Raw genomic sequence first — 21,886 nt, forward strand, 5'->3', positions numbered from 1 at the left:
TTACAGGTCCCTTCGCAGTCTTGGATCGAGCATGTCCCGCAACCCGTCGCCGACCATTTGCAGCGAGAGCACGGAAAGAATGATGGCAAAGCCGGGGAAATAGGTCATCCAGTCGGCCTGCCCGATATATTGGCGACCGGCGGCGATCATGGTTCCCCAGGTCGGAATTTCGGGACTGACGCCAAGCCCCAGGAAGGACAGGCCGGCTTCCGCCAGCATGGCGCTGGCAAACAGAAACGTGGCCTGCACGAGGATCGGCGACAGCAGGTTGCGCAGCACATGCCGCGTCATGATGTGGAATGTGGAGATGCCAAGCGCTTGGGCTGCTTCCACATAAGGCAGTTCGCGGATCACCAGTGTCGAGGCGCGCACGATGCGGGCAAGACGCGGCGAATAGACGATCGACAGCGCCACGATGACCGTTGTCAGCGACGGCCCCAAAGCCGCCACCAGCGCGATGGCGAGCAGGATGTCCGGAAAAGCCATCATCGCGTCGATCAGGCGGGCAATCGGCGTATCGAGTTTCTGGAAGAAACCGGCAAGCAGGCCGAGCGTGACGCCGATGGCAGCCGACAGGCACACCACGGATGCACCGATCAGCAGCGACAGCCGCGCCGAATAGATCGTGCGCGAAAACACGTCGCGACCGAATTCGTCGGTGCCGAACCAGAACATTTCGCCTGGCGGTTTCAGCCGGTTGACGATCGACAATTTGGACGGTGAGTAAGGCGCAATCCACGGCGCCAGCACCGCCAGCGTCACAAAAATGATCAGCACGATCAGGCCGAAGGCGACCGTCTTGCGTTTGATGAAACGCTTGAAAAATTTCGAGCCTTCACTCTCGGCGGGTTTGGTCTCGGTAACAGCGATATCCGTCATCCGTCGCCCCCTTAATAACGCACGCGGGGATCGATCAGCAGGTAGAGCATGTCGATCGCGAAGTTGATGAGAACGTAGAGCGCGGCAATCACCAGCAGCGCCCCCTGAATGACCGGGTAATCACGTCGCAGCACGGCCGAAACCACGAGGCTGCCGACTCCCGGAAGCCCGAAAACGGTTTCGGTGACGACCGCGCCCGAGATCAGCACGGCGGCGGTGAGACCGATGACGGTGAGGATCGGGATCAGCGCATTTTTCAGCGCATGTTTCATGATCACCCGGCGCTCCACCAGACCCTTGGCACGGGCGGTGCGGATGTAATCGTCACCCAGCACGTCGAGCATGGAGGCGCGGGTAAAGCGCAGGATCAACGCCGAGGAGACGATGCCGAGCGCAAAGGCCGGCAGCGTCAGGTGATACATGCGCTCCATGAAACTCGAACCGGGGCCGCCATATCCGGACACCGGAAAGATGTTCAGCCGCACGGCAAAAAACTGCATCAGGATCAGGCCGAGCCAGAAACTGGGAATGCTGGCGGCCAGCATGGCAATGGTGGTGGCGGCCTGATCCACAAACGAACCACGGCGATAGGCGGCATAGATGCCGATCGGCAGCGCGATGATCGTGGCGATCGCCAGCGAAAAGATCGTCAGAAAGAAGGTCGGTTCGGCTCGATCCAGCAAAGCCGATGTCACCGGCATGTTGAGGAAGATCGACTGGCCGAGATCACCCTTCAGCATCTGGCCGATATAATAAAAGTATTGAACGGCCAGAGACTGGTCGAGGCCCAATCGGGTGCGCAAGTCGGCAATGTCGGCGGCCGACGCATCCGGCCCGAGCATGACGGCCGCCGGGTCACCCGGCGTGACGCGCACGATGACAAAAACGATGGTCACGACGAGAAACATCACGACGATCATGCCGGCCAGGCGCTGGAGAATATAACGGATCATGGAATTCTCTTCTTATGCCTCTCGCGAGGGCACATTTTCGAACCCGGAGCCGCCACTAGGGCAGCGGCCACCGGGCTCCTCGAAAAGGATCACTTCTTGATCGAAGCATTCCAGAAGTAAGGCCATGGAGCAGCTTCGACGCCTTCAATCGTCTTCTTCTTGGCAGCGACGGCGTTGAAATCGCCGATCTTCATGTAGGGGATTTCCTCATACATGGCCTTCTGCACATCCGCCCAAAGCGCCAGGCGCTTGGCCGGGTCGGCTTCGGCGGAGAAGGCTTCGACCGTCTGCTTGCGCAATGGCGTATCCCACCAGCCCGGCGAGCTTGGCGCCAGCGAACCGATCAGCGCCGGTTCCGGCAGGAACGGGCTGTGGGTGATGTAGATGTCCCAAAGACCCTTGTCCGCGCGGCGCTGGGTAAGGGTTGCCCAATCCACCACCTGCATGTCGACCTTGAAACCGGCGAGCTTCAGATATTCGGCCGCCACCTGCGCCATCTTGTAATGGAACTCGTACTGGCGGCTGGTGAGGATGCGGATCGGCTTTTCGCCGTCGTAACCGGCAGCTTTTGCCGCTTCCTTGGCACCATCGGGATCGGCAACATTGTAATTGCCCTCGACACCGGCATCGGTGCTCCAGACAAAGTTCTTCGGATAGATATTGCCATCAAGCGCGTAGAAATCGGTGCTGCCGAAGGCCGCTGCCAGCATGTCTTCCATGCTCAGCGCCTGACGGATCGCCTTGCGCATCGCCACATCCTTGGCAACGCCTTCCGCGGTGTTGAATACGAAGACCGGATAACCGAACGGCTTCAGCACGACCGGCTCGACGGTGGACGAACCTTCCACCTTGGCGAAGGATTCGACCGGCAGCTGGTCGATATAATCATACTGGCCGGAAACGGCAGCTTCGACGCGGGTATTGGCATCCGGCACCGGCACGAAACGGATTTCATCGAGATACTGGTGGCGCGCACCGCCATAACCATCCGCCTCACCGCCGCGCGACTTGTAGCCGTCGAAACGGGCGAGCTGGATATACTGGTCGGCCTTGCGTTCCTTCAGCATGTAAGGACCGGTGCCGATGAATTCCTTCATCGGCTCGTCCTGCTTTTCGGCAGGCAGAATGATTGCCGCCGAATTGTTGAAGGCGAGCAGCGACACGAGCGGCGCATAGGGCTGTTTCAGCGTGATCGTCACGGTCGAGGCATCGGTCGCCTCGATCTTGTCGAGGAAGGAGGCGGCCTGCTTGCCGCGCGAGGCCACCTTTACCCAGCGGTTCAGCGAGGCAACGACATCGTCCGACGCCATGTCGGAACCATCATGGAATTTGATGCCCGAGCGCAGCTTGATGACATAGGTTTTGCCGTCGGCGCTGATTTCCGGCAGGCTTTCGGCCAGAAGCGGCACGGTCTTCCAGCCCTTGTCGAATGTGTAGAGTGTCTCAAATATGTGCTGGGTGACGATGCCGACGAGATCGGCGGTAGAGGCCATCGGATCGAGTGTCGGCGGTTCGCCGATCGTCGCGACATTGATGACGCCACCCTTTTCCTGGGCGGCAGCGAAAGATGGTGCGGCGATAAGCGCCGTGGCGACAAGGAATGCGAGCTTCAGCTTCATGACAGGCTCCCGGTTTTTTTGATGTTCCATTATTATGTTATGTGCATTTTTATAACAGAATAACTCAAGCGACCCGGCTGTCAATCCTCCGATTGCGTGTTCGGAACGCGAGAAGGTCAGCATCGTATTTGCGACGGGATCGGTCGCAGACATCGGGCCGTTGATCTTTCGCCGCATTTACTTGCTTTGAAAGGTTGGCACGGACTTGAAACTGGCGTTTGGCGCCTAAGTCCTGCCTTATCCCGCCGCCGCACATCCTTGTTCGCATTCAATGGGCATCGCCCCAGGTCTCCGTAATGACGCCGCCGCCAGAGTCACAGGTTCAGTCGCAGGTCAAATCACAGGATCAGTCCGAGATTCAGGAGCAGGCCGTTCCGCGCAAGACGGGCATGTCGGACAAGGCGTCGCTGCGGTTGCGAATGCTGTGGCGTTATCTCGCCGGGCTCGACCTGCGCATTCTGGTGCGCCGCAACGAATGGGGCATCATCGTCATTGCCGCTGCGATCGGCGTGATTTCCGGCCTTGTCGTCACCGCGATGAACCTTGCTGCGGCTGTGATGCACCAGCGCATTTTCGGCGTCGCGGATGGTGAGAGGCTCAGTTCATCCGAAATCGGCGATACGATCCTGCTTCTGTCAGCCCCCATCGTTGGCGGCATCATTCTCGGCATCACCATTCTGGTGCTGGCCCGTTTCCGCAAACGCCCGATGGTTGACCCGATCGAGGCCAACGCGCTGCATGGCGGCAAGCTTTCGCTCACCGACAGCTTTATCATCGTCTACCAGAACCTTGTCTCTAACGGCTTTGGTGCATCGGTCGGGCTTGAGGCTGGTTACACCCAGCTTGCCGCCGGTTTCGCCTCCAAGATCGGCACCAAACTGTCCCTGCGCCGTGCAGACATGCGCATCCTCGTGGGCTGTGGTGCTGCCGGCGCCATCTCGGCCGCCTTCAATGCGCCGCTCACCGGTGCTTTTTACGCCTTCGAGCTGGTCATCGGCTCTTACACGACCGCATCACTTGCACCGGTCGTCGTTTCCGCACTGGTCGCGACCTTGGTTGCCCGCCAGTTCATCGACATCAGTTTCATCGTCGAAATGGGCATGCTGCAAAGCGTCAGCCCAAGCGATTTCGTGCCCGCCATCATTCTCGGCGCCTGCTGCGCCGGCGTTGGCATCGTTCTCATGAAGGGCGTCGCGACCATTGAAGAGCTTTCCCGCAAAAGCTCCATTCCCGCATGGCTACGCCCGACGCTCGGCGGCATCGTCGTCGGCCTGTTCGCGATGATCAGCCCGCAGGTCATGTCCGGCGGCCATGGCGCGCTGCATCTCAACCTCGCGCATGACGTCGCCCTGCCCGCCCTCATCGCGATATTCCTGATGAAGGCGGCCACCTCGGCCGTGTCGATCGGCGCCGGTTTTCGTGGCGGCCTGTTTTTCGCCTCGCTATTCTTGGGTGCCCTGCTGGGCAAAATTTTCGCCTTCTCGACCGCCGCTCTTGGCCTTGTCCTGCTGGCCCCTGTCGTGCTCGCCATCGTTGGCATGAGCGCGCTTGCCGTCGCCATCATCGGCGGGCCGCTGACCATGACCTTTCTGGCGCTGGAACTGACCGGCGACTTCCCGATCACGGCACTGGTGCTGGCCGCAGTCATCACTTCGTCGCTGATCGTGCGCACCACATTCGGTTACTCGTTCGCCACATGGCGCTTTCACCTGCGCGGCGAAAGTATCCGTAGCGCCCATGATGTCGGCTGGATCCGCAATCTCACCGTCGGCCGCATGATGCGTTCCGACGTCAAAACGGCCCCAGCCACCATGTCGCTCGGCGATTTCCGCCACGACTTTCCGCTCGGCGCAACCCAGCGCGTGATCATCACCGATGATACCGGCAAATATGCCGGCATGGTTCTGGTGCCGGAAGTGCACAGCGCGTTGACCGACGCCGACGACCAGAATGACAGCCTGGAAAAATACATCCGCTTCAAGAATGACGTGCTGCAAACGCAGATGAACGCCAAGCAGGCCGCCGGCATTTTCGAAAAAACACAGGCTGAAGCACTCGCCGTCATCGACAATATGATCGAACGAAAGGTGGTCGGCCAGCTGAGCGAAAGCCACACGCTGCGCCGTTATTCGGAAGAGCTTGAACTACGGCGTCGCGAGATGGTCGGCGACAGCATCTGATTGTCGAGCGGCGATCGGTTTGCAACCGATGTTCCGTTTCCCGCGTTTTCCCGCCAAACGGAAGGAAGGCGCATGAAACGGATCGACGAAAACGGCATCACGGCCGATACTGGCCGCACCAGCCGGAAATCCCGCCACACCGAAGAAATCCCGCGTCCGATTTCCGAACATGGCGTTATCGGCAACCTCAAAACCACCGCGCTTGTGGCGACCGACGGCACGATCGATTTCCTTTGCTGGCCCGATCTCGACAGCCCAAGCATGTTCTGCGCGCTGCTGGACCCGGAAAATGGTGGCGGTTTTGAACTCGCGCCGCACATTCCCGGCGCCCGCCCGATCCAGATGTATATTCCCGACACCAATGTGCTTTTGACCCGCTGGCTGGGCGATACCGGAAGCGCGGAAGTGGTGGATCTGATGCCGCTTCTCTCCGAAGACAGCAAGGTTCAGGGCCGCTTGATCCGTCGCCTCAAGGTGACGCGTGGCAAGGCGAAAATTCACGTGCGTTGCTGGCCGCGCACAGATTACGCCCGCAATACCCCGCGTTTCGAACAGGCGGAAGGCGCTGTTTTCATCACCGATGACAATGGCTTGTCCCTGCGCCTGCAGGCCGACATCCCTCTCGACCTGAGCGAAGGGGAACTGACGGCGGTAATCAATTTGAAGGAAGGCGAGCAGATCGACTTCGTGCTGGACGACCTGACGTCAGACGAAAAGGAGGCCAAACGCCTGACGACGGAAGACATCACCGCGCAGATCAAGGACACGATCCACTATTGGCAGCAATGGGCCGGCCATTCCAGCTACCGCGGCCGTTGGCGCGAATCCGTCAACCGCTCGGCGCTGGCGCTGAAACTGCTGACCTCAAAGCAATACGGCTCGATTGCCGCCGCGGCCACGTTTGGCCTGCCGGAAGCGCCCGGCGGCAGCCGCAACTGGGATTACCGCGCCAGCTGGATCCGCGACGCCTCGTTTACCGTCTATGCGCTGATGCGGCTGGGCTACCAGGAAGAGGCCACCGCCTTCACCAAATGGGCGGCCGACCGGGCCGATATCTCCCACCGAGGTCGGCTTGAGATCATGTACAAGCTGGATGGCAGCCGCCAGGTGCAGGAAGCCGATCTCGATCATCTCGCCGGTTATGGTGGTGCCCAGCCGGTGCGCGCCGGCAACAGCGCCGCCACGCAATTGCAGCTCGATATCTACGGCGAACTGCTCGATTCAATCTACATCAGCAACAAATACGGTGAGGCGATATCCCATCGCGACTGGCTGGGCATTTGCGATGTGGTCGATCATGTCTGCGAAATCTGGCAGCAACCGGATGCCGGCATCTGGGAAATCCGCCGTGAGGACCGTGAACATTTGCATTCGCGGCTTATGTGCTGGGTGGCCGTCGACCGGGCACTGAGGCTGGCACAAAAACGCTCGCTCGCCGCGCCGTTCGGGCGCTGGATCGAAACACGCAATGCCATCACGCAGGATATCTGGGAGAATTTCTGGAACGACGAAAAGAAACATTTCGTCAAGGCCAAGGGCTCGACGGAGGTGGACGGTGCAATCCTTATGATGCCGCTGGTGCGCTTCATCAGCGCCACCGATCCCGCCTGGTTATCGACGCTCGACGTGATCGGCGAACAGCTGGCCGATGACAGCATGGTCATGCGCTACAAGGATGCCGACGGACTGGATGGCGACGAAGGCTCGTTTGCCACCTGCTCCTTCTGGTATGTCGAATGCCTTGCCCGCGCCGGCCGATTGCCGGAAGCCCGCTTCAATTTCGAAAAACTGCTTCTGCTCGGCAATCATCTCGGGCTCTATGCGGAAGAGTTCGATTGCAAGGGCAATTTCCTCGGCAATTTTCCGCAGGCCTTTACGCATCTGGCGCTGATCAGCGCCGCATTCTATCTCGATCGGGCCCTGGATGGCCGTTATGGCCAGTGGCGGGCGTAGGCGCGTCTCTTGGATCAACCAATGCTGACAGGCGTGGATTGTCAGCCCTAAAAATACTTGATAAAGAAATGAAGGTTTAAGAAGCCCGAGGGGCAGATGACGTTCCAGCCAAGGATGCAAAACAGGATCGAGGGCTTTGCCGTCGGCAGCCTGCATCGACGTGCATGGAACGGTATCGTTGCCGACCTGTGGGATGTTGAATGCGGTTCTTACGCCGGTGGACATTACGTTGCCCGTGATCCCCGCCTGTTCATCGTTCTCGATCACAGCGGCAAGGGTTGCCCGACGGTCAAGCGTTCGCCGACGGATGGAGGCGGCCGGCAGGACAGAAGCACCAGCCCTATCTCTTATGTTCCAGCAGATATGGAATTGTGGGTCGATATTGAGGGCGTGCAACGCCTGCGTCATCTCGACCTGCATTTCGACGCGACCGGCATCGGCCGGCGATTGATGGAGGAGATCGATCCGGATCGCCTCAACCATCCGAACCTGCTGTTTGCCGATGCCAGCATCATGTCGCTGGCGGAACTGATCGCCAAGGAAATCGCCAATCCGACACCGTTGCACGACCTCTATGGCGACAGCCTGTGCCTGGCACTGATCATTTCTGCGCTGAAAGTCGAAAAGGCCAATACCCGTAGGCGCAGTGCGCTTGCGCCCTGGCAGCTTCGCCGCGCCACGGAATTCATCGAGGCCCATTGCCTGCGCAATATCCGGCTCGAGGAACTGGCCGAACTGACCGGCCTGTCACAATCGCATTTCAGCCATTCGTTTAAAGTTTCCACCGGCATGGCGCCGCACCAGTGGCAGGTGAAGGCACGGCTGGACAAGGCAAAGGCACTGCTGACCGATTCCGATCAGCCTCTGACGGCTATCGCCGCAGAGACCGGCTTTGCCGATCAAGCACATTTCACACGTGTTTTCCGTCAGCATATAGGCACGACGCCGGCCCGCTGGAAGCGGACGCAGATCGTCTGAAAGCAGCCGTGTTGCCCTTTTGGCAACACTTTGACGACATTTGCTCGCCGCATTCAATTTTGCCCAAGAAGCTTCAATTTTCCCAGATCGCGGCAATCCGCGAAGATTAATTTGAGTTAATTGCTCAACTTAATAGCAAGGCCCGAGGGGGCATTGAGGGGTGCAAATGCGTAAGCAAACTAAGTCTGTGAATATCGGCCTCGGCCTGAAGGCGTCCGCTGCCGCGATCGCCATCATGGCGGCGTTCCCGGCCGTGGCGCAGGATTCGACGCAGCTTCAGACCATCGTTGTCGAGGGGCAAGGCAATGGCACGGGCACCGGCCCAGTCAAGGGTTATGTCGCCAAACAGACCACCGCCGGCTCGAAGACTGATACGCCGTTGAATGAGGTTCCGCAGGCGGTTTCGGTCGTCGGCCGCGAAGAGCTTGAGGACCGAGGCGTTGTCAACAAGGTCGACGAGGCGCTGCGCTACACGGCCGGCGTCGCCACACAGCCATTTGGCACCGACCCCGACACGGACTGGTACTACATCCGCGGTTTCGACGCGGGCCAGACCGGTGTCTATCTCGATGGCCTCAACCTGTTCGCTTACGGCTTCGGCAACTTCCAGATCGATCCGTTCATGCTCGAACGCCTGGATGTCCTCAAGGGACCGGCGTCGGTTCTCTATGGTGGCGCCAATGCCGGCGGTATCGTCGACATGGTTCGCAAGCGCCCCACCGACGAACCCTATTATTACACAGAGGCCGGCATCAACACGAACGGCAATGCCTTCACCGGTTTCGATATTTCCGACAAGGTCGGTGCCAGCGAAACGATGACCTACCGCCTGACCGGCAAGATTGCCGGCGGCAACGGTTATACCGACTACACGAACGACCTGCGCGGTTTCATCATGCCGCAGCTCACCTTCACCCCGGATGAAGCAACCAAATTCACCATCTGGGCTTATGCCGGTGGCCTCGATCAGGTTCATACGGGCAACGGCTTCCTGCCTTATGAAGGCACGGTTATCGATCGCCCCGGCGTCGGCAAAATTTCCCGTAAATTCTTCCCAGGCGAACCCGATCTCGACACTGGCCGTTACGACCAGCAGATGATCGGTTACGAGTTCGAGCATGAATTCGATGGCGGCTGGAAGTTCTCCTCGAACGCGCGTTATGGCCATCTCGACAAGTACGAGTACCTTACTTACCCGTCGCTCTGGGCCAGCCAGACCGAACTGCAGCGCATCAACTTCATCGGCGATACCAGCAGCGACACGCTGGCCTGGGACAACCGCGTCGAAAACGAATTCGAACTCGGTGGCGCAACACACAAGATCATGGCCGGCGTCGATTACCGTCTATACCATATCGACAACGTCCAGAACTCGGTCTTTGGCGCGGGCTTCTCGCCTCCGCAGCCTTACAACGGCAACCTTGACGTCCTGAACCCGAATTACGGCCAGACCCAGCCAACGCCCGGCGCGCTTTACAGCGAAGACGTGACGATGAACCAGGTCGGCTTTTATGCGCAGGATCAGATCCGCTTCGGCAGCGGCTGGCTGGTCACGCTCAACGGCCGTTACGATTACGTCAACACCGACTTCGAGAACCGGTTGACGCCTTCCGGCAGCTTCGAGGATTCCGACAGCGCCTGGAGCGGCCGTGCTGGTCTGGCCTACGAATTCGAAAACGGCATGACGCCCTATGTCAGCGCCGCCACCTTCTTCAATCCGCTTGTGGGTCGTGGTGCGCAGGGACCGCTCAAGCCGGAAGAAGGCGAACAGTATGAAGCCGGCATAAAGTACGATCCGACCTTCATGGATGCATCGTTCACCGCTTCCGTCTTCCACATCAACAAGAAGAACAACTCGGTATCCATTCCGGTAGCCCCGTTTACGGACCAGCTTGGCGAAGTGGAATCGAAAGGCTTCGAACTTGAAGGCAAGGTCAATATCAACGAAAACTGGAAGCTGCTCGGCTCGTTCAGCTACAATGATGTCGAAGTCACCCGCAACGATCCAAACCCGAACCTGATCGGCAAGACGCCATATGTCGTGCCGGATTACATGGCTTCGATGTGGGTTGATTACAGTGTCACCGAAGGTGCTCTCGAAGGCCTCAGCCTTGGTGCGGGTGTCCGTCACAAGGGTAAATCCTGGGCAGACGAACTCAACACCCTGCAAGTCCCGGACTCGACCGTCTTCGACGCGGCGCTCCGCTACAAGAAGGGCGGCTGGGCAGCATCACTCAACGTCACCAACCTCTTCGACAAGACCTATGTCGAGGCCTGCCGCACCAACGGTGCATGCGGTTACGGCGACGCCCGCACGATCACTTTCAAGGTCAGCAAGACTTGGTAAGTTGACATTTGCGGAAAGGTTTTGCAGGTAACCGGGGGCGGAAGGAAATCATCCTTCCGCCCCTTATCCGTTTCCGACCGGAGCATTTTCAAAAGTGGCCCAGACATTCCTCTCCCTTTCCGGCATCAAATATTCGGCCACCGGCAAGGATATCCTGCACGATATCGATCTTTCGCTGGAGCCGGGCCATGTCTATGGGCTTGTCGGGCCGAACGGATCGGGCAAGAGCACGCTTCTGAAAATCATCGCCCGCCAGATCGGCGCCACCGCCGGCAATATTGTGTGGGATGGCAAGGGGACCGGCGAATGGGGCAATCGCGCCTTTGCCCGCCACCTCGCCTATATGCCGCAATTTACGCCGCAGACGGATGGCATGACTGTGCGTGAACTGGTGGCTCTCGGCCGTTTTCCCTGGCACGGCGCGCTCGGGCGTTTTTCCGACACGGACCGCGCCAAGGTAGATGAAGCACTGGAGCGCACCGATCTTATCCGGTTCGAGGACCGGCTAGTGGACAGCATGTCGGGCGGTGAGCGCCAGCGCGCATGGATCGCCATGATGCTGGCGCAGGATGCCCGCTGCATCCTGCTCGACGAGCCGACATCGGCACTGGACCTTTCGCATCAGGCCAGCGTGCTGTCGCTGGTGCATGACCTCTGCCATGAGCGCAACCTCACCGTGATCGTCGTGCTGCACGACATCAATCTCGCGGCCCGTTATTGCGACCGCATGGTGGCGCTCGGGAATGGCCGCATCGTCGCGCGCGGAAAGCCGTCCGACATCGTACGCTCCGACATGCTGCAGACGATCTTCGGTATCGACATGGGCGTGTTCATGCATCCGGTTCGTCAGGAACCGGTCAGCTACCTACTCTGAGGCGCCGGCCATGGCTGTCCCCTCCTCTGTTTTCAACCCGAAGGATCTGCGCCAATGACGATGATGCCGATGGCTGACCGTTTCACTCTTTCCGGCACCGCCACTCCGGTCGATGCGCAGCGCATGCTGGAAGAGATTTGCGACCACTTCGTCGAACATGCGGACGTGTTCCGGCGTGAGAATGGCGCGCAGCTCGTCACCATCATCGGCAATGCCGAGATCGATATCGTTGACGACAAGCTGAAGATCGAACTGATCTGCCCGACGCCAAAATTCGTCATTTCAGCGCGCAGCATGATCGCCGAGCATTTGTTCGAATTCGCGGGTGACGAGCCGCTGGAACTCATCTGGTCGGAAGAGCCGAACCCGCACGCTTTACCGAGTTTTCGCGAGGCCACCGTGGTGGAAACCATGGATGTCACGCCGCATATGCGCCGTATCACCGTTTCCTGCCGTAATGCCGAACAGTTTGTCGGCGTAGGCCTGCATGTGCGCCTGTTGATCCCGCAAGGGGCTGCCCGCAACAATCGCGCACCGGCCTGGCCGGGCATGTTGCCGGACGGCCGTGTGGCATGGCCGGACGAGAAGGAAATGGCGGTACGGATCTATACGATCCGCAGCGTCGATCTCGAACGCGGCCAGCTGGATATCGATTTCGTGCTGCATGAAAGCGATGGCCTGCCGATGCCCGGCGCCGAATTTGCCGTGGAGGCAAAACCCGGCGACGTGATCGGCATCATGGGTCCGGGCGGCGATGGCGTCGCTCATGCCGGCTCGCTGATCCTGGCTGGCGATGAGGCCGCATTGCCGGCGATCGGCCGCATGGTCGCTGAAGCCCTGCCCACTTCGACCATTCGCGCCTTTATCGAAGTCGATAATGCGGCGGAAGAACAGGAACTCATCTCCAAGGCCAAACTGGAAATTACCTGGCTGCACCGCAATGGCGGCAAGGCCGGCACGATGCGCCTGCTGGAAGCCCACGTGAAGGAAGCCACCGAAACCGCACCCGAAGGCACCTATATCTGGAGCGGCTGCGAAAAGACCGAGGCCCGCGCCATCCGCGATTTTCTGAAAAGTCGAGGCCATGACCGCAAGCTGATGAGCATCAGCGCCTATTGGCAGAAGCCGAAGGTCAAGGCTTGAGGTTTTTCAGGGCAGGCTGAACACGCCTGCCCTGCCACTGCCGGAACCGAAATCCGGCACGTCATAGCTCGCTACAAGCTGCAAACTGTCTTGCGGCAGATGGGCGCGAAAAGGATCGCCGATCAGGATGGTTTTGCCCTCGGCTCGACAAGCTGAAAGCCAAGGCAAAACCCTTGCCGCCGTTACTTTATCGTAAAAGAGATCACCGACCAGAACGATATCGATAAACGGCAGAGAACCGCCGATCAGATTACCGTCCGCTATGTCGATCTTCACGTCATTCAATGACGCATTGAGCCGTGTCGCGGCAAGCGCAATGGCATCGATATCCGACGCCGTGACACGCGCTGCACCGGCTTTCGCAGCGGCAATGCCGACCACGCCGGAACCGCAGCCGAGATCGAGCACCCGTCTGCCCCTCATCACTTCCGGCTGATCCAGCAGATACCGCGCCAAAACCGTGCCGCCAGCCCAGGCATAGGCCCAGTACGGTGGCTCGCCCGCATCGTCCATCAGCTGGCTCAAGCGACTGCCGGGATGCGCGGTATAAAGAGAAATTTCCGGCAGAAGCCGCGCTGGCTCGACGCGCAGATTGCTGCGAATGAACTCTTCGGGAGAAACATTCATGTCAGTGCCGGCCTGACCTCACTCTCGAAAGACTTTAACGCCGCGGCGATGGCCTGATGCATGTCGAGATAACGATAGGTGCCGAGCCTTCCGCCAAAGATGACGTTTTTCTCCTGCTCCGCCAGCGCCTTGTAGGCGAGATAGATGCGTTTATCCTCCGCCGTATCGATCGGGTAATAGGGCTCGTCGGCGCGGGTGGCAAACCGTGAAAACTCCTTCACGATGACGGTCTTTTCCGTCTGGTAATTGCGCTCCGGATTAAAATGGCGAAATTCGAGGATGCGCGTATAGGGCACGTCCTCATCAGCATAATTCATCACGGCCGTGCCTTGGAAATCGCCGAGGGATAAAACCTCTTCCTGAAAGTCGATCGTGCGCCATTTCAGCTCGCCGGCACGGTAATCGAAATAGCGGTCGATCGGGCCGGTATAGACAACCGGCACGCCTTCCGGGATCTCCGATTTCAGGTCGAAATAATCGACGCCAAGCCGGGTTTCGATCAACGGATTGCCGAGCATGCGCTCAAAAATCGCCGTGTAACCGTCAACCGGCAGGCCTTCGTAAGGATCATTGAAATAGCGGTTATTGAACGTGTAGCGCACCGGCAGGCGGGTGATGATATTTTCCGGCAGTTCGCGCGGATCCGTCTGCCACTGCTTGGCGGTATAGCCCCGGATAAAGGCCTCATAGAGCGGCCGACCGATCAGCGAGATCGCCTTTTCCTCGAGATTTTGTGGCTCGCGTCCGGCAAGTTCCGCCGCTTGGCTGACCACCAGCGCCCGCGCTTCGTCGGGTGTAAAATGTTTACCGAAGAACTGGCAGATCGTGCCGAGATTGATCGGCATCGCGTAAACCTGCCCCTTGTGGGCGGAGAAGACGCGATGGCGATAATCGGTGAACTGCGTGAAACGATTGAGATAATCCCATACCGCCCGGTTGGGCGTATGGAACAGGTGCGCCCCGTATTTGTGCACCTCGATGCCGGTTTCGCGGTCGTTCTCGCTATAGGCATTGCCGCCGATATGGCGGCGCCGGTCGATCAGCAACACGCGCTTGCCAAGCTCGTTCGCCACCCGCTCGGCAATGGTGGCGCCGAAAAAGCCGGCACCGACGATGATGATGTCGTGGTTCGAAAAAGTCATGGTCCCGCCCGCCCTAATTGGCAGCGACCATAAGGGTGGACAGGCGCATGGCAAAGCCACTCTTGCCGTTCCCAAAAATCATGAACAGAAAACCCGCCGCCATGCGTATGGCGACGGGTGCAATTTCGGTTCAGCAGGGATCAGCTGAAGACAAAATAATCGTGATGCTGCTGCAGGGCAGAAACCGTCGACTGCTTGATCAGGATCGAGTTCTGGTCGTTGAACGCGATCAGAACGTCATTGCCCTGTTGCGTCATGTTCAGATCATCGAAGTTCGCAGCCCAGTTGCTGTCGATATCGATATAATCCGGACCGCTGGCATCGTTGTTGAAGTTGAACACCGTGTCCTTGCCACCTTCGTAGAGCATCTTTCCGTCGCTGGTGGTGCGGAAATAGAAGGTGTCGTTGCCGGCGCCGCCATCCAACGTCTGCCCGTTGGCATAGGCATAAAGGTCGTGGCGACCGTCCGTATGAGAGATGTCCCGCGACAGGATCGTGCCGCCGGCGCTCATATGGTCGCTCCACACCTGACCCGTACCATCCTGCTTGTAGGCATGCACGACACGCGAGCCATCAGCCTCGATCTCCGAATTGTAGAGAAGCGTGCCCTTGGCGTCGTAGGTGCTGACATCCTTCGATCCGTCGGCAAAGCGCTGCTCCTTGTAATCATAGGAACCATCCGCGTGGAACCGGTCGATAGCGGTGACCTTGCCGCTCGCGTCGGTGGATTGATGTTCCGTGACATAGGTCTTGCCGGTCACGTTATACGCCCAGTTGTCCATCGTGCCGTCGGCATTCAGGATGTTCTGCTTCATCAATTCGCCACCGACATAGGTCTTGTTTGTGGCACTGCCGTCGGTGTTGAGAACATAGTCGGTCAGCATCACGCCGGCCTTGTCATAGGTCGTCGTCTGCTTGTCGCCCAGATGGCCGACATAGGAATAACCGGTGCGGATGCCGTCCGTGTAGTTGGTGGTGAACAGATCGCCATCCGGTTCCTTGACCATCTTGGAGATCATGTCGCCGCTGGCAACGTCATATTTCAGCGTCGTGTTGGTGCCGTCAGGCGCCACCGTCACGTCGTTCTGAAGCCGGCCGGCAGTGTCGTAATACATGTATTCGCGCGTACCATCGGTCGAGCGAACCTCGCGGTAATCATAGGTGCCATCCGTATGCAGCCGCTCGATCAGCAGGATATTGCCGGCCGCATCGTTCTTCTGGTGAATGGTCACGTAGGCCTGACCCTTGATATTGTAGGACCAGTTATCCAGCGTGCCATCGACATTCTGGGTGTTCACCTTGGTGAGCACGCCACCGACATAGGTCTTGTTCGTCGCGCTGCCATCGGCATTGGCGAGATAGTCCGTCAGCATGATGCCGGTTTTGGCATCATAGGTGATGGTCTGCTTCCAGCCCTCATGGCTGGTGGCGACGTAAAGCGTGCGCACACCGTTGACATAGGTGCTGGTAAACAGGTCGCCATCCGGCTCCTTGACCATTTTCGAAATCACGCTGCCGCTGGCGGGGTCGTATTTGAAGGTCGTATTGGTGCCGTCTGCCGCTACCTGCACATCGTTCAGCACACGGCCCGCGGTATCGTAATAGAGATACTGCTTGGAACCGTCGGCCGCGCGGACTTCGCGGTAGTCATAGGTACCGTCGGCATGCAGGCGCTCGATCAGCGTGACATTGCCATTGGCATCGCTTTTCTGGTGGATGGACACATAGGTCTGGCCGGTAATGTTATAGTTCCAGCTGTCATAAGTGCCATCGGCATTCTGGGTATTCTGTTTGGTCAGCACGCCGGCGACATAGGTCTTGTTGACGGCGCTGCCGTCGGCATTGAGCTTGTAATCGACCAGAATGACACCGGTCTTGGCGTCATAGGTAATCTGTTGCTTCCAGCCTTCATGGCTGGTCACGGCATAAAGCGTGCGTACGCCGTTGGTATATTGCGAGGTAAAGACGTCGCCATCGGTTTCCTTGACGACCTTGGAAATGATCTGCTCGCTTGCTGGATCATAGGTGAAGGTCGTGCTGGTGCCGTCTGACGCCACCTGCACATCCGTCACCAGCTTGCCGGCGGCGTTGTAGTAGAAGAATTCCTTGGAACCGTCGGCCGCGCGAACCTCGCGATATTCATAGGTTCCATCGGCACGCATGCGTTCGATCAGCGTGATATTGCCGGCCGCATCATTCTTCTGGTGGATCGTCTCATAGGCCTGGCCCTTGATGTTGTAGGACCAGTTGTCAAAGGTGCCGTCGGCGTTCTTGGTGTTGAGCTTGGTCAGCACACCATCGACATAGGTCTTGTTGGTGGCGCTGCCATTTGCCTGCACCACGTAATCGGTCAGCATCTGGCCGGTCGCGGGGTCATAGGTGATCTGCTGTTTCCAGCCCTCGTTGCTGGTCACGGCATAAACCGTGCGCACGCCGTTGGTATATTGCGTGGTGAAGATATCACCATCCGGCTCCGACACCATTTTGGTGAGGAGGTTGCCGGTCACCGGATCATAGGTCAGTGTCGTATTGGTGCTGTCGGGGGCAACGGTGACGTCATTCACCAGCTTACCGACGGCATTGTAATACATGTACTCCTTCGTACCGTCGGCTGAGCGGATTTCCCGATAATTGAACGAGCCATCTTTGTGCATGCGCTCCAGCAGCGTCAGATTGCCATTGGCATCAAACTTCTGGTGGATCGTCGCGTAGTCCTGACCCTTGATGTAATAGTTCCAGGTCTCGTGCGAACCGTCGGTGTAATAGTTCACCTTGCTGACCGGAATGCCGCCTTCGATGCCGTAATCGGTGGTCAGCGTCAGCTTGCCGGCAGAATCGAATTCCTGCACCTTTGTCCACTGCGCCTCGCCGTATGTCACGGAGAAGGAGAAGCCGCCCTGAACCTTGGCGAGCAGCGCCCCGTAATTGGCGATCATGTAGGCCATGGTCTCGACCGAAGAGACAGCCAGTACATTGCCATCCGTCAAGGTCACGGTTTCCAGACCCTGCGCGTCATCGAGCTTGTGCATCTGCGACACGAAATCGGCAGCCGCCATCGTCAGATCCGCATCAACCGTGGTGACCGGCTCATGCACGGCTTCTGGCGCGCCGACTTCGATGATGAGAGGGCTGTCGCTGAGGGGGATCGTGAACTCGCTGACATTCTGGTAGACCGCAATCGGGGTCAGACCCTGCATCGGATCATAGATGCGGATGATGCTTTCGACACGGCCGAGATTGACGGTGACGGTCTTCGGCGGATTGGTGATGTCCGTATCGGTGATGTCGTTGAAGACCAGCGCATCGCGCCACACGACGAGATCGTAGACGCCGCCGGACTTTTCCATCAGCATCGTGTGCGTATCGGATGGTTGACCGGTCAGTGTGTAGTCGACATCCAGCACGCCATCGGCGGTACCGTCATCGCCGAAGCCGAGGATGGTGGTGAGGTTGTGCAGCGCGATGGCTGCTTCCTTCGGCGTCCCGTCCTGTTCGAACAGGCCGAAATAAACTTCCTTTTCGCCACGCGGCCGGCTCGCCTCGTTGTCGAACAGTTCGTAGATATAGGTTTCCGACGCGCCGTTTTCGTAAGAAAGCAGAAGGTCCGAAAGCAGCAGCTTTGCCTGTGCGGTTTCGGATGTACCGATGCCCGGCTCGCTCTTCAGCGTCGTGTGGCCCGTTTCGGTGACGATCAGCCGGTCGCCGATGGAAGCTCCCTGCGCGAGGCCGAGCGTATACTCGACCTGACTGTCTGCGTCCTTGCCGGTGTGGGTGTAGGTATGGGCGTTGGCCGCATCGGAATATTTGCCGAGATCACCAAGCTTGGCGTAGTCGGCAATATTGTCATAGGCGAGACTGAGATTGATGACGGTGACGCCGGCAAGCTCCGGCTCTGCCTTCACGGCGGTGTAAAGCGCTTTCTGGAAGGCGATGGCCGCATCAAGCCCGACCATTCCGTTGAAGCTGACACTGTTGACGTTGGCTTCGTTGACGCCTTCGATGGCGATAACCGAACCCGGATGTTTTGCCATAAATGCCTTCAGGCCGGCAATATGGCCCTCGATGCCCTCGTCGCCCTTGGCCGGCAGCGTATAGGTCACGCGAAAATCGAACTGGACGCCAGCATCGGCCATGGCATCGACGATCGGAGAAGCCTTTCCGTGTTCGGCAAAGGAATCTCGCACCTTGTTGACACCGAGATATTCCAGGCTCTCGAGTATCAGGCTCGAATTCTTGTAGCCGTCACTATAGGTCGAACCCTTGGTATTGATACCAATGGAGTTCACGAAAGTGGAAGCACTGACCACTGTATGATTTTCCGACATCATTCATCCCCGTTCGGTAAATTAGTGAAACATGAACCTGTAAATCGCCCCTTTTGGGATTTGACTGCATTTTAGCGGCCGGACCTTGGTCGCTTTTCGGACACTTGCGCGCCGCGAAACCGGAAAACGTACCGCATGGGTACGCGGCGGCAGCCGGGGACACGACCATGCGGTCCCGCGCGGCGCTTGCCCAAATCTGCCGGCCCAAAGCCGGGACGCGATGCACCCTTGGATGCAGATCGCGGTCGCCCTCCCCGGTAAATCTGCCGACAGCACGGAACTCTCAAATGGTCCGCTTGTTCTGCTCCGGCTCGGTCGGCCTTGCGCCACCGAAATCATCACCACCCGATCTCAACTCGGGAGTAAAAAGTCTTACTTGATTGAAATATCTGCTGAAAAATCGGTACTATTATGCTTTGCGAGTTCCACCAGAACCGGTGTCGCCCCTATTTCGAAACTCTTGTCTGCGGCAAGCGGCTCTGAAGCGCACAAGGCTTGCGCCTTCACCACCTCTCCCGACCGCACCGCCATTTCTGCCCGGATTTCCGCGTGTGTTGTCCATGCCGCCAGTTTCACACCCTCGCCGTCATCCATCGCCAGAACAAAAACATCCGGCATCGGGCGGCTCAGGTGAAAGGCCTTGGCATCTTTCACCAGTCGGATCACCTCACGCACCGCGCAGGCCGCAGGCTTCGGCTTGTAGTCGTAATCGAATAGACCAAAGTTGGCCTCCAGGTCGTTTTCGTCCCGACCCTGATCCTTCAATTGATAAACCCAGGTGCCCTTCATCCACGGCGTTGCCGCCGACCACAAAAGAAACTGTGCGATATTGTCGGACTGTGCCTGCGTACTGATCACACAGGGCTTTTTCGCCGTAGGCCAGCCGAATTCCGTAACCGAGACCGGTACCTGCTTGCCGTCCTTTTCCGACAGCATTTTCTGCAAATCTTCCAACCGGTCGACCAGTTCGGTTGCATTGCGTTTGGTCTCATCCGGCTCGCAGTGGTTATACATATGAACCGACAGTCCGGCGGGCGCCATCACGGCACCATCATCCACGATCGCCTTGGTCCATTGCCAACCGCTATCGACACCGACAGCGCCAACCAGAAGCGGAGCGCCGGGAGCCGCCTCGGCAACTGCCGGAACGGCCGCCTTGGCCAGCGCCGAATAGAACTGTGCTGCCCGCGGATCGTCCGGTTTTCCGGGTCCGACTAGGAACGGCAACGAAAAACGCGCCGTGAGGTTCCATTCATTCCAAATTTCATAGATCGGATCGAAAGGTTCGGCCGCAGCGGCTGCCCGCGCGGCAAAATCGGAAAATGCCTTGCGACCCGCTTCGGTGAGCGGTGGATCGCCTTCCTTCACCTGCGGATGACCATGGCCGAGGATCAGAAGCGGTCTCGCCGGCCTCAGCTTCATGAAATCGAACAGTTGCTTCGGCTCTGGCCTTCCCTTTTTGGCACCCGGCTGATCGAAGGCCGGCCAGGCAAGATCATCACGATAGGAGCCGAACCCCATATCCTTGATGAGCGCGGCGGTTTTTCCCGCCACGTAATTATATTCGCCACCAATGCCGAAATGCACACCAACGCCGATGACCAAAGGCTCCGGCCGGGCAACAAGATCTGCCCGGACGAAGGAAACGGAAGCGCTGTCGGCAGCGAATACGACACCCGACTGAAGCATCAGCATGGCTGTGACCGCTATGCAGGCTTTCGCCGTTGTCTTCCGCATCCAGCGCTCCTCGAAGCCGTCAGATCAGCGTCAGGCGCGTGCCTGATAACCTTATCATCTGGCAAAAGTGTGACGTTGTCACGAATTTTAGCTGTAAAATTCCTTATACCATTCCGCGAACCGGCGTACGCCGTAATCGAGGTCCAGTTCAGGCTTGAATTTCGTCAGCGCCACAAGCAGGTCAGGCGAGGCAAAGGTGCGCGGCACATCGCCCTTCTGCATCGGCAGCATGTTGCGAATCGCCGGCTTGCCCATGGCTTCCTCGATCGTCTCGACAAAGCGCATCAGCTCCACCGGCTGGCCACCGCCGATATTGACGACACGGAACGGCGCATGCTGCGACAGCGTATCGACAACGCCGTCTGCGACCACACGGTTTTCCTCGGATGGCGGCACGGCCATCAGCCGCATGATGCCCTCGACGAGGTCATCGATATAGGTGAAGTCGCGGCTCATCTTGCCTTCGCCATAGACATCGATCGGGCGATCGTTGCGGATGGCATCAACGAACTTGAACAGCGCCATGTCCGGACGACCCCACGGACCATAAACCGTGAAGAATCGGAAAGCCGTCGTCGGCACCTTGAACAGATGCGCATAGCTGTGCGCCATCAGTTCCATCGACTTCTTGGTCGCGGCATAGATGGTCATCTGCTCGTCGGCCTTGTCGCTTTCGGCAAATGGAATCTTTTCGTTGGCGCCGTAAACGGACGAGGTCGAGGCCAGAAGCAGGTGTTTTGGCTGGATCTGGCGAGCAAGCTCGATGATGTTGAACGAGCCGACGAGATTGGAATCGACGTAGGAGCGCGGGTTCTCGAGGCTGTAACGCACACCGGCCTGGGCTGCGAGGTGAACGATCACATCCGGTTCGGCAAGCTCGGCCGCCTTGTCCAGCGCATCCTTGTCTTCCAGCTGCGCGATGACCGCCTTGAAGCCGTTGGAGCGGGCCAGGATTTCGTGGCGCTTTTCCTTGAGCTTGGTGTCGTAATATTGCGTCATGCCGTCGAAACCGACGACGAAATGGCCCTCGTCGAGCAGCCGCTTGGCCAGATGGAAACCGATAAAGCCCGCAGTGCCGGTAATGAGATAGCGCATTTTTACCCTTTCGCGCGATGTGGGGTCAGGACGA

14 protein-coding genes are annotated in these 21,886 nt (G+C 58.6%); 6 read left to right on the forward strand and 8 right to left on the reverse strand.

Going from position 1 to position 21,886, the window contains the following annotated elements; genetic code table 11:
• The 3 genes from GAO09_RS23065 to GAO09_RS23075 all read right to left on the reverse strand — a co-directional run bounded on the left by GAO09_RS23065 (position 1) and on the right by GAO09_RS23075 (position 3,451).
• Positions 1-879, reverse strand: a complete 879-nt coding sequence (locus GAO09_RS23065; protein WP_153358152.1) for an ABC transporter permease — start codon at positions 877-879, stop codon at positions 1-3.
• Positions 880-890: 11 nt separating this feature from the next.
• Complete coding sequence (locus GAO09_RS23070) at positions 891-1,832, reverse strand: ABC transporter permease (protein WP_209018802.1); 942 nt, start codon at positions 1,830-1,832, stop codon at positions 891-893.
• Between the two features lie 89 nt (positions 1,833-1,921).
• Positions 1,922-3,451, reverse strand: coding sequence for an ABC transporter substrate-binding protein (locus GAO09_RS23075; RefSeq protein WP_153358154.1), 1,530 nt, complete (start codon positions 3,449-3,451; stop codon positions 1,922-1,924).
• 389 nt (positions 3,452-3,840) lie between these two features.
• Between GAO09_RS23075 and GAO09_RS23080 the strand changes: the two genes are divergently transcribed.
• From GAO09_RS23080 to GAO09_RS23105, 6 genes are all read left to right on the forward strand, one after another.
• Complete coding sequence (locus GAO09_RS23080) at positions 3,841-5,631, forward strand: chloride channel protein (protein ID WP_153358347.1); 1,791 nt, start codon at positions 3,841-3,843, stop codon at positions 5,629-5,631.
• A 72-nt stretch (positions 5,632-5,703) separates the two neighbouring features.
• Positions 5,704-7,584, forward strand: a complete 1,881-nt coding sequence (locus GAO09_RS23085; protein WP_153358157.1) for a glycoside hydrolase family 15 protein — start codon at positions 5,704-5,706, stop codon at positions 7,582-7,584.
• 96 nt (positions 7,585-7,680) lie between these two features.
• A complete protein-coding gene (locus GAO09_RS23090; RefSeq protein ID WP_153358159.1) occupies positions 7,681-8,562 on the forward strand; it encodes a helix-turn-helix domain-containing protein in 882 nt (293 codons plus the stop codon).
• A gap of 166 nt (positions 8,563-8,728) precedes the next feature.
• Positions 8,729-10,909 (forward strand): TonB-dependent siderophore receptor, encoded by a 2,181-nt coding sequence (locus tag GAO09_RS23095; RefSeq protein WP_153358162.1) that lies wholly within the window; start codon positions 8,729-8,731, stop codon positions 10,907-10,909.
• Between the two features lie 94 nt (positions 10,910-11,003).
• Positions 11,004-11,783, forward strand: coding sequence for an ABC transporter ATP-binding protein (locus GAO09_RS23100; RefSeq protein WP_324185054.1), 780 nt, complete (start codon positions 11,004-11,006; stop codon positions 11,781-11,783).
• Between the two features lie 54 nt (positions 11,784-11,837).
• Positions 11,838-12,926, forward strand: a complete 1,089-nt coding sequence (locus GAO09_RS23105) for a siderophore-interacting protein (protein ID WP_235938398.1) — start codon at positions 11,838-11,840, stop codon at positions 12,924-12,926.
• A gap of 6 nt (positions 12,927-12,932) precedes the next feature.
• On the opposite strand, the gene GAO09_RS23110 is transcribed toward GAO09_RS23105, so the two are convergent.
• The 5 genes from GAO09_RS23110 to GAO09_RS23130 all read right to left on the reverse strand — a co-directional run bounded on the left by GAO09_RS23110 (position 12,933) and on the right by GAO09_RS23130 (position 21,852).
• Entirely contained in the window at positions 12,933-13,553 is a 621-nt protein-coding gene (locus GAO09_RS23110) for a class I SAM-dependent methyltransferase (protein WP_153358164.1), read from the reverse strand.
• Entirely contained in the window at positions 13,550-14,695 is a 1,146-nt protein-coding gene (gene glf, locus GAO09_RS23115) for a UDP-galactopyranose mutase (protein WP_153358166.1), read from the reverse strand. Before glf ends, GAO09_RS23110 begins: the two co-directional genes overlap by 4 nt.
• A 140-nt stretch (positions 14,696-14,835) precedes the next feature.
• Positions 14,836-19,020: a hypothetical protein gene (locus GAO09_RS23120; protein ID WP_153358168.1), complete on the reverse strand. Its 4,185-nt coding sequence runs from the start codon at positions 19,018-19,020 to the stop codon at positions 14,836-14,838.
• 372 nt (positions 19,021-19,392) lie between these two features.
• Positions 19,393-20,757 carry a glycoside hydrolase 5 family protein gene (locus GAO09_RS23125; protein ID WP_153358170.1) on the reverse strand — a complete coding sequence of 455 codons (1,365 nt, stop codon included), beginning with the start codon at positions 20,755-20,757 and terminating at the stop codon, positions 19,393-19,395.
• Between the two features lie 87 nt (positions 20,758-20,844).
• On the reverse strand, positions 20,845-21,852 hold the full coding sequence (locus tag GAO09_RS23130) for an NAD-dependent epimerase (RefSeq protein WP_153358172.1): 1,008 nt from the start codon (positions 21,850-21,852) through the stop codon (positions 20,845-20,847).
• Positions 21,853-21,886 lie beyond the last annotated feature (34 nt).

This window comes from Endobacterium cereale (genome assembly GCF_009617585.1).
GTDB classification, from domain to species: domain Bacteria; phylum Pseudomonadota; class Alphaproteobacteria; order Rhizobiales; family Rhizobiaceae; genus Neorhizobium; species Neorhizobium cereale.

Coding starts and splice junctions, on each gene's coding strand:
- GAO09_RS23065 (WP_153358152.1), bottom strand. CDS start 879: ATGACGGATATCGCTGTTACCGAGACCAAACCCGCCGAGAGTGAAGGC.
- GAO09_RS23070 (WP_209018802.1), bottom strand. CDS start 1,832: ATGATCCGTTATATTCTCCAGCGCCTGGCCGGCATGATCGTCGTGATG.
- GAO09_RS23075 (WP_153358154.1), bottom strand. CDS start 3,451: ATGAAGCTGAAGCTCGCATTCCTTGTCGCCACGGCGCTTATCGCCGCA.
- GAO09_RS23080 (WP_153358347.1), top strand. CDS start 3,841: ATGTCGGACAAGGCGTCGCTGCGGTTGCGAATGCTGTGGCGTTATCTC.
- GAO09_RS23085 (WP_153358157.1), top strand. CDS start 5,704: ATGAAACGGATCGACGAAAACGGCATCACGGCCGATACTGGCCGCACC.
- GAO09_RS23090 (WP_153358159.1), top strand. CDS start 7,681: ATGACGTTCCAGCCAAGGATGCAAAACAGGATCGAGGGCTTTGCCGTC.
- GAO09_RS23095 (WP_153358162.1), top strand. CDS start 8,729: ATGCGTAAGCAAACTAAGTCTGTGAATATCGGCCTCGGCCTGAAGGCG.
- GAO09_RS23105 (WP_235938398.1), top strand. CDS start 11,838: ATGACGATGATGCCGATGGCTGACCGTTTCACTCTTTCCGGCACCGCC.
- GAO09_RS23110 (WP_153358164.1), bottom strand. CDS start 13,553: ATGAATGTTTCTCCCGAAGAGTTCATTCGCAGCAATCTGCGCGTCGAG.
- glf (WP_153358166.1), bottom strand. CDS start 14,695: ATGACTTTTTCGAACCACGACATCATCATCGTCGGTGCCGGCTTTTTC.
- GAO09_RS23120 (WP_153358168.1), bottom strand. CDS start 19,020: ATGTCGGAAAATCATACAGTGGTCAGTGCTTCCACTTTCGTGAACTCC.
- GAO09_RS23125 (WP_153358170.1), bottom strand. CDS start 20,757: ATGCGGAAGACAACGGCGAAAGCCTGCATAGCGGTCACAGCCATGCTG.
- GAO09_RS23130 (WP_153358172.1), bottom strand. CDS start 21,852: ATGCGCTATCTCATTACCGGCACTGCGGGCTTTATCGGTTTCCATCTG.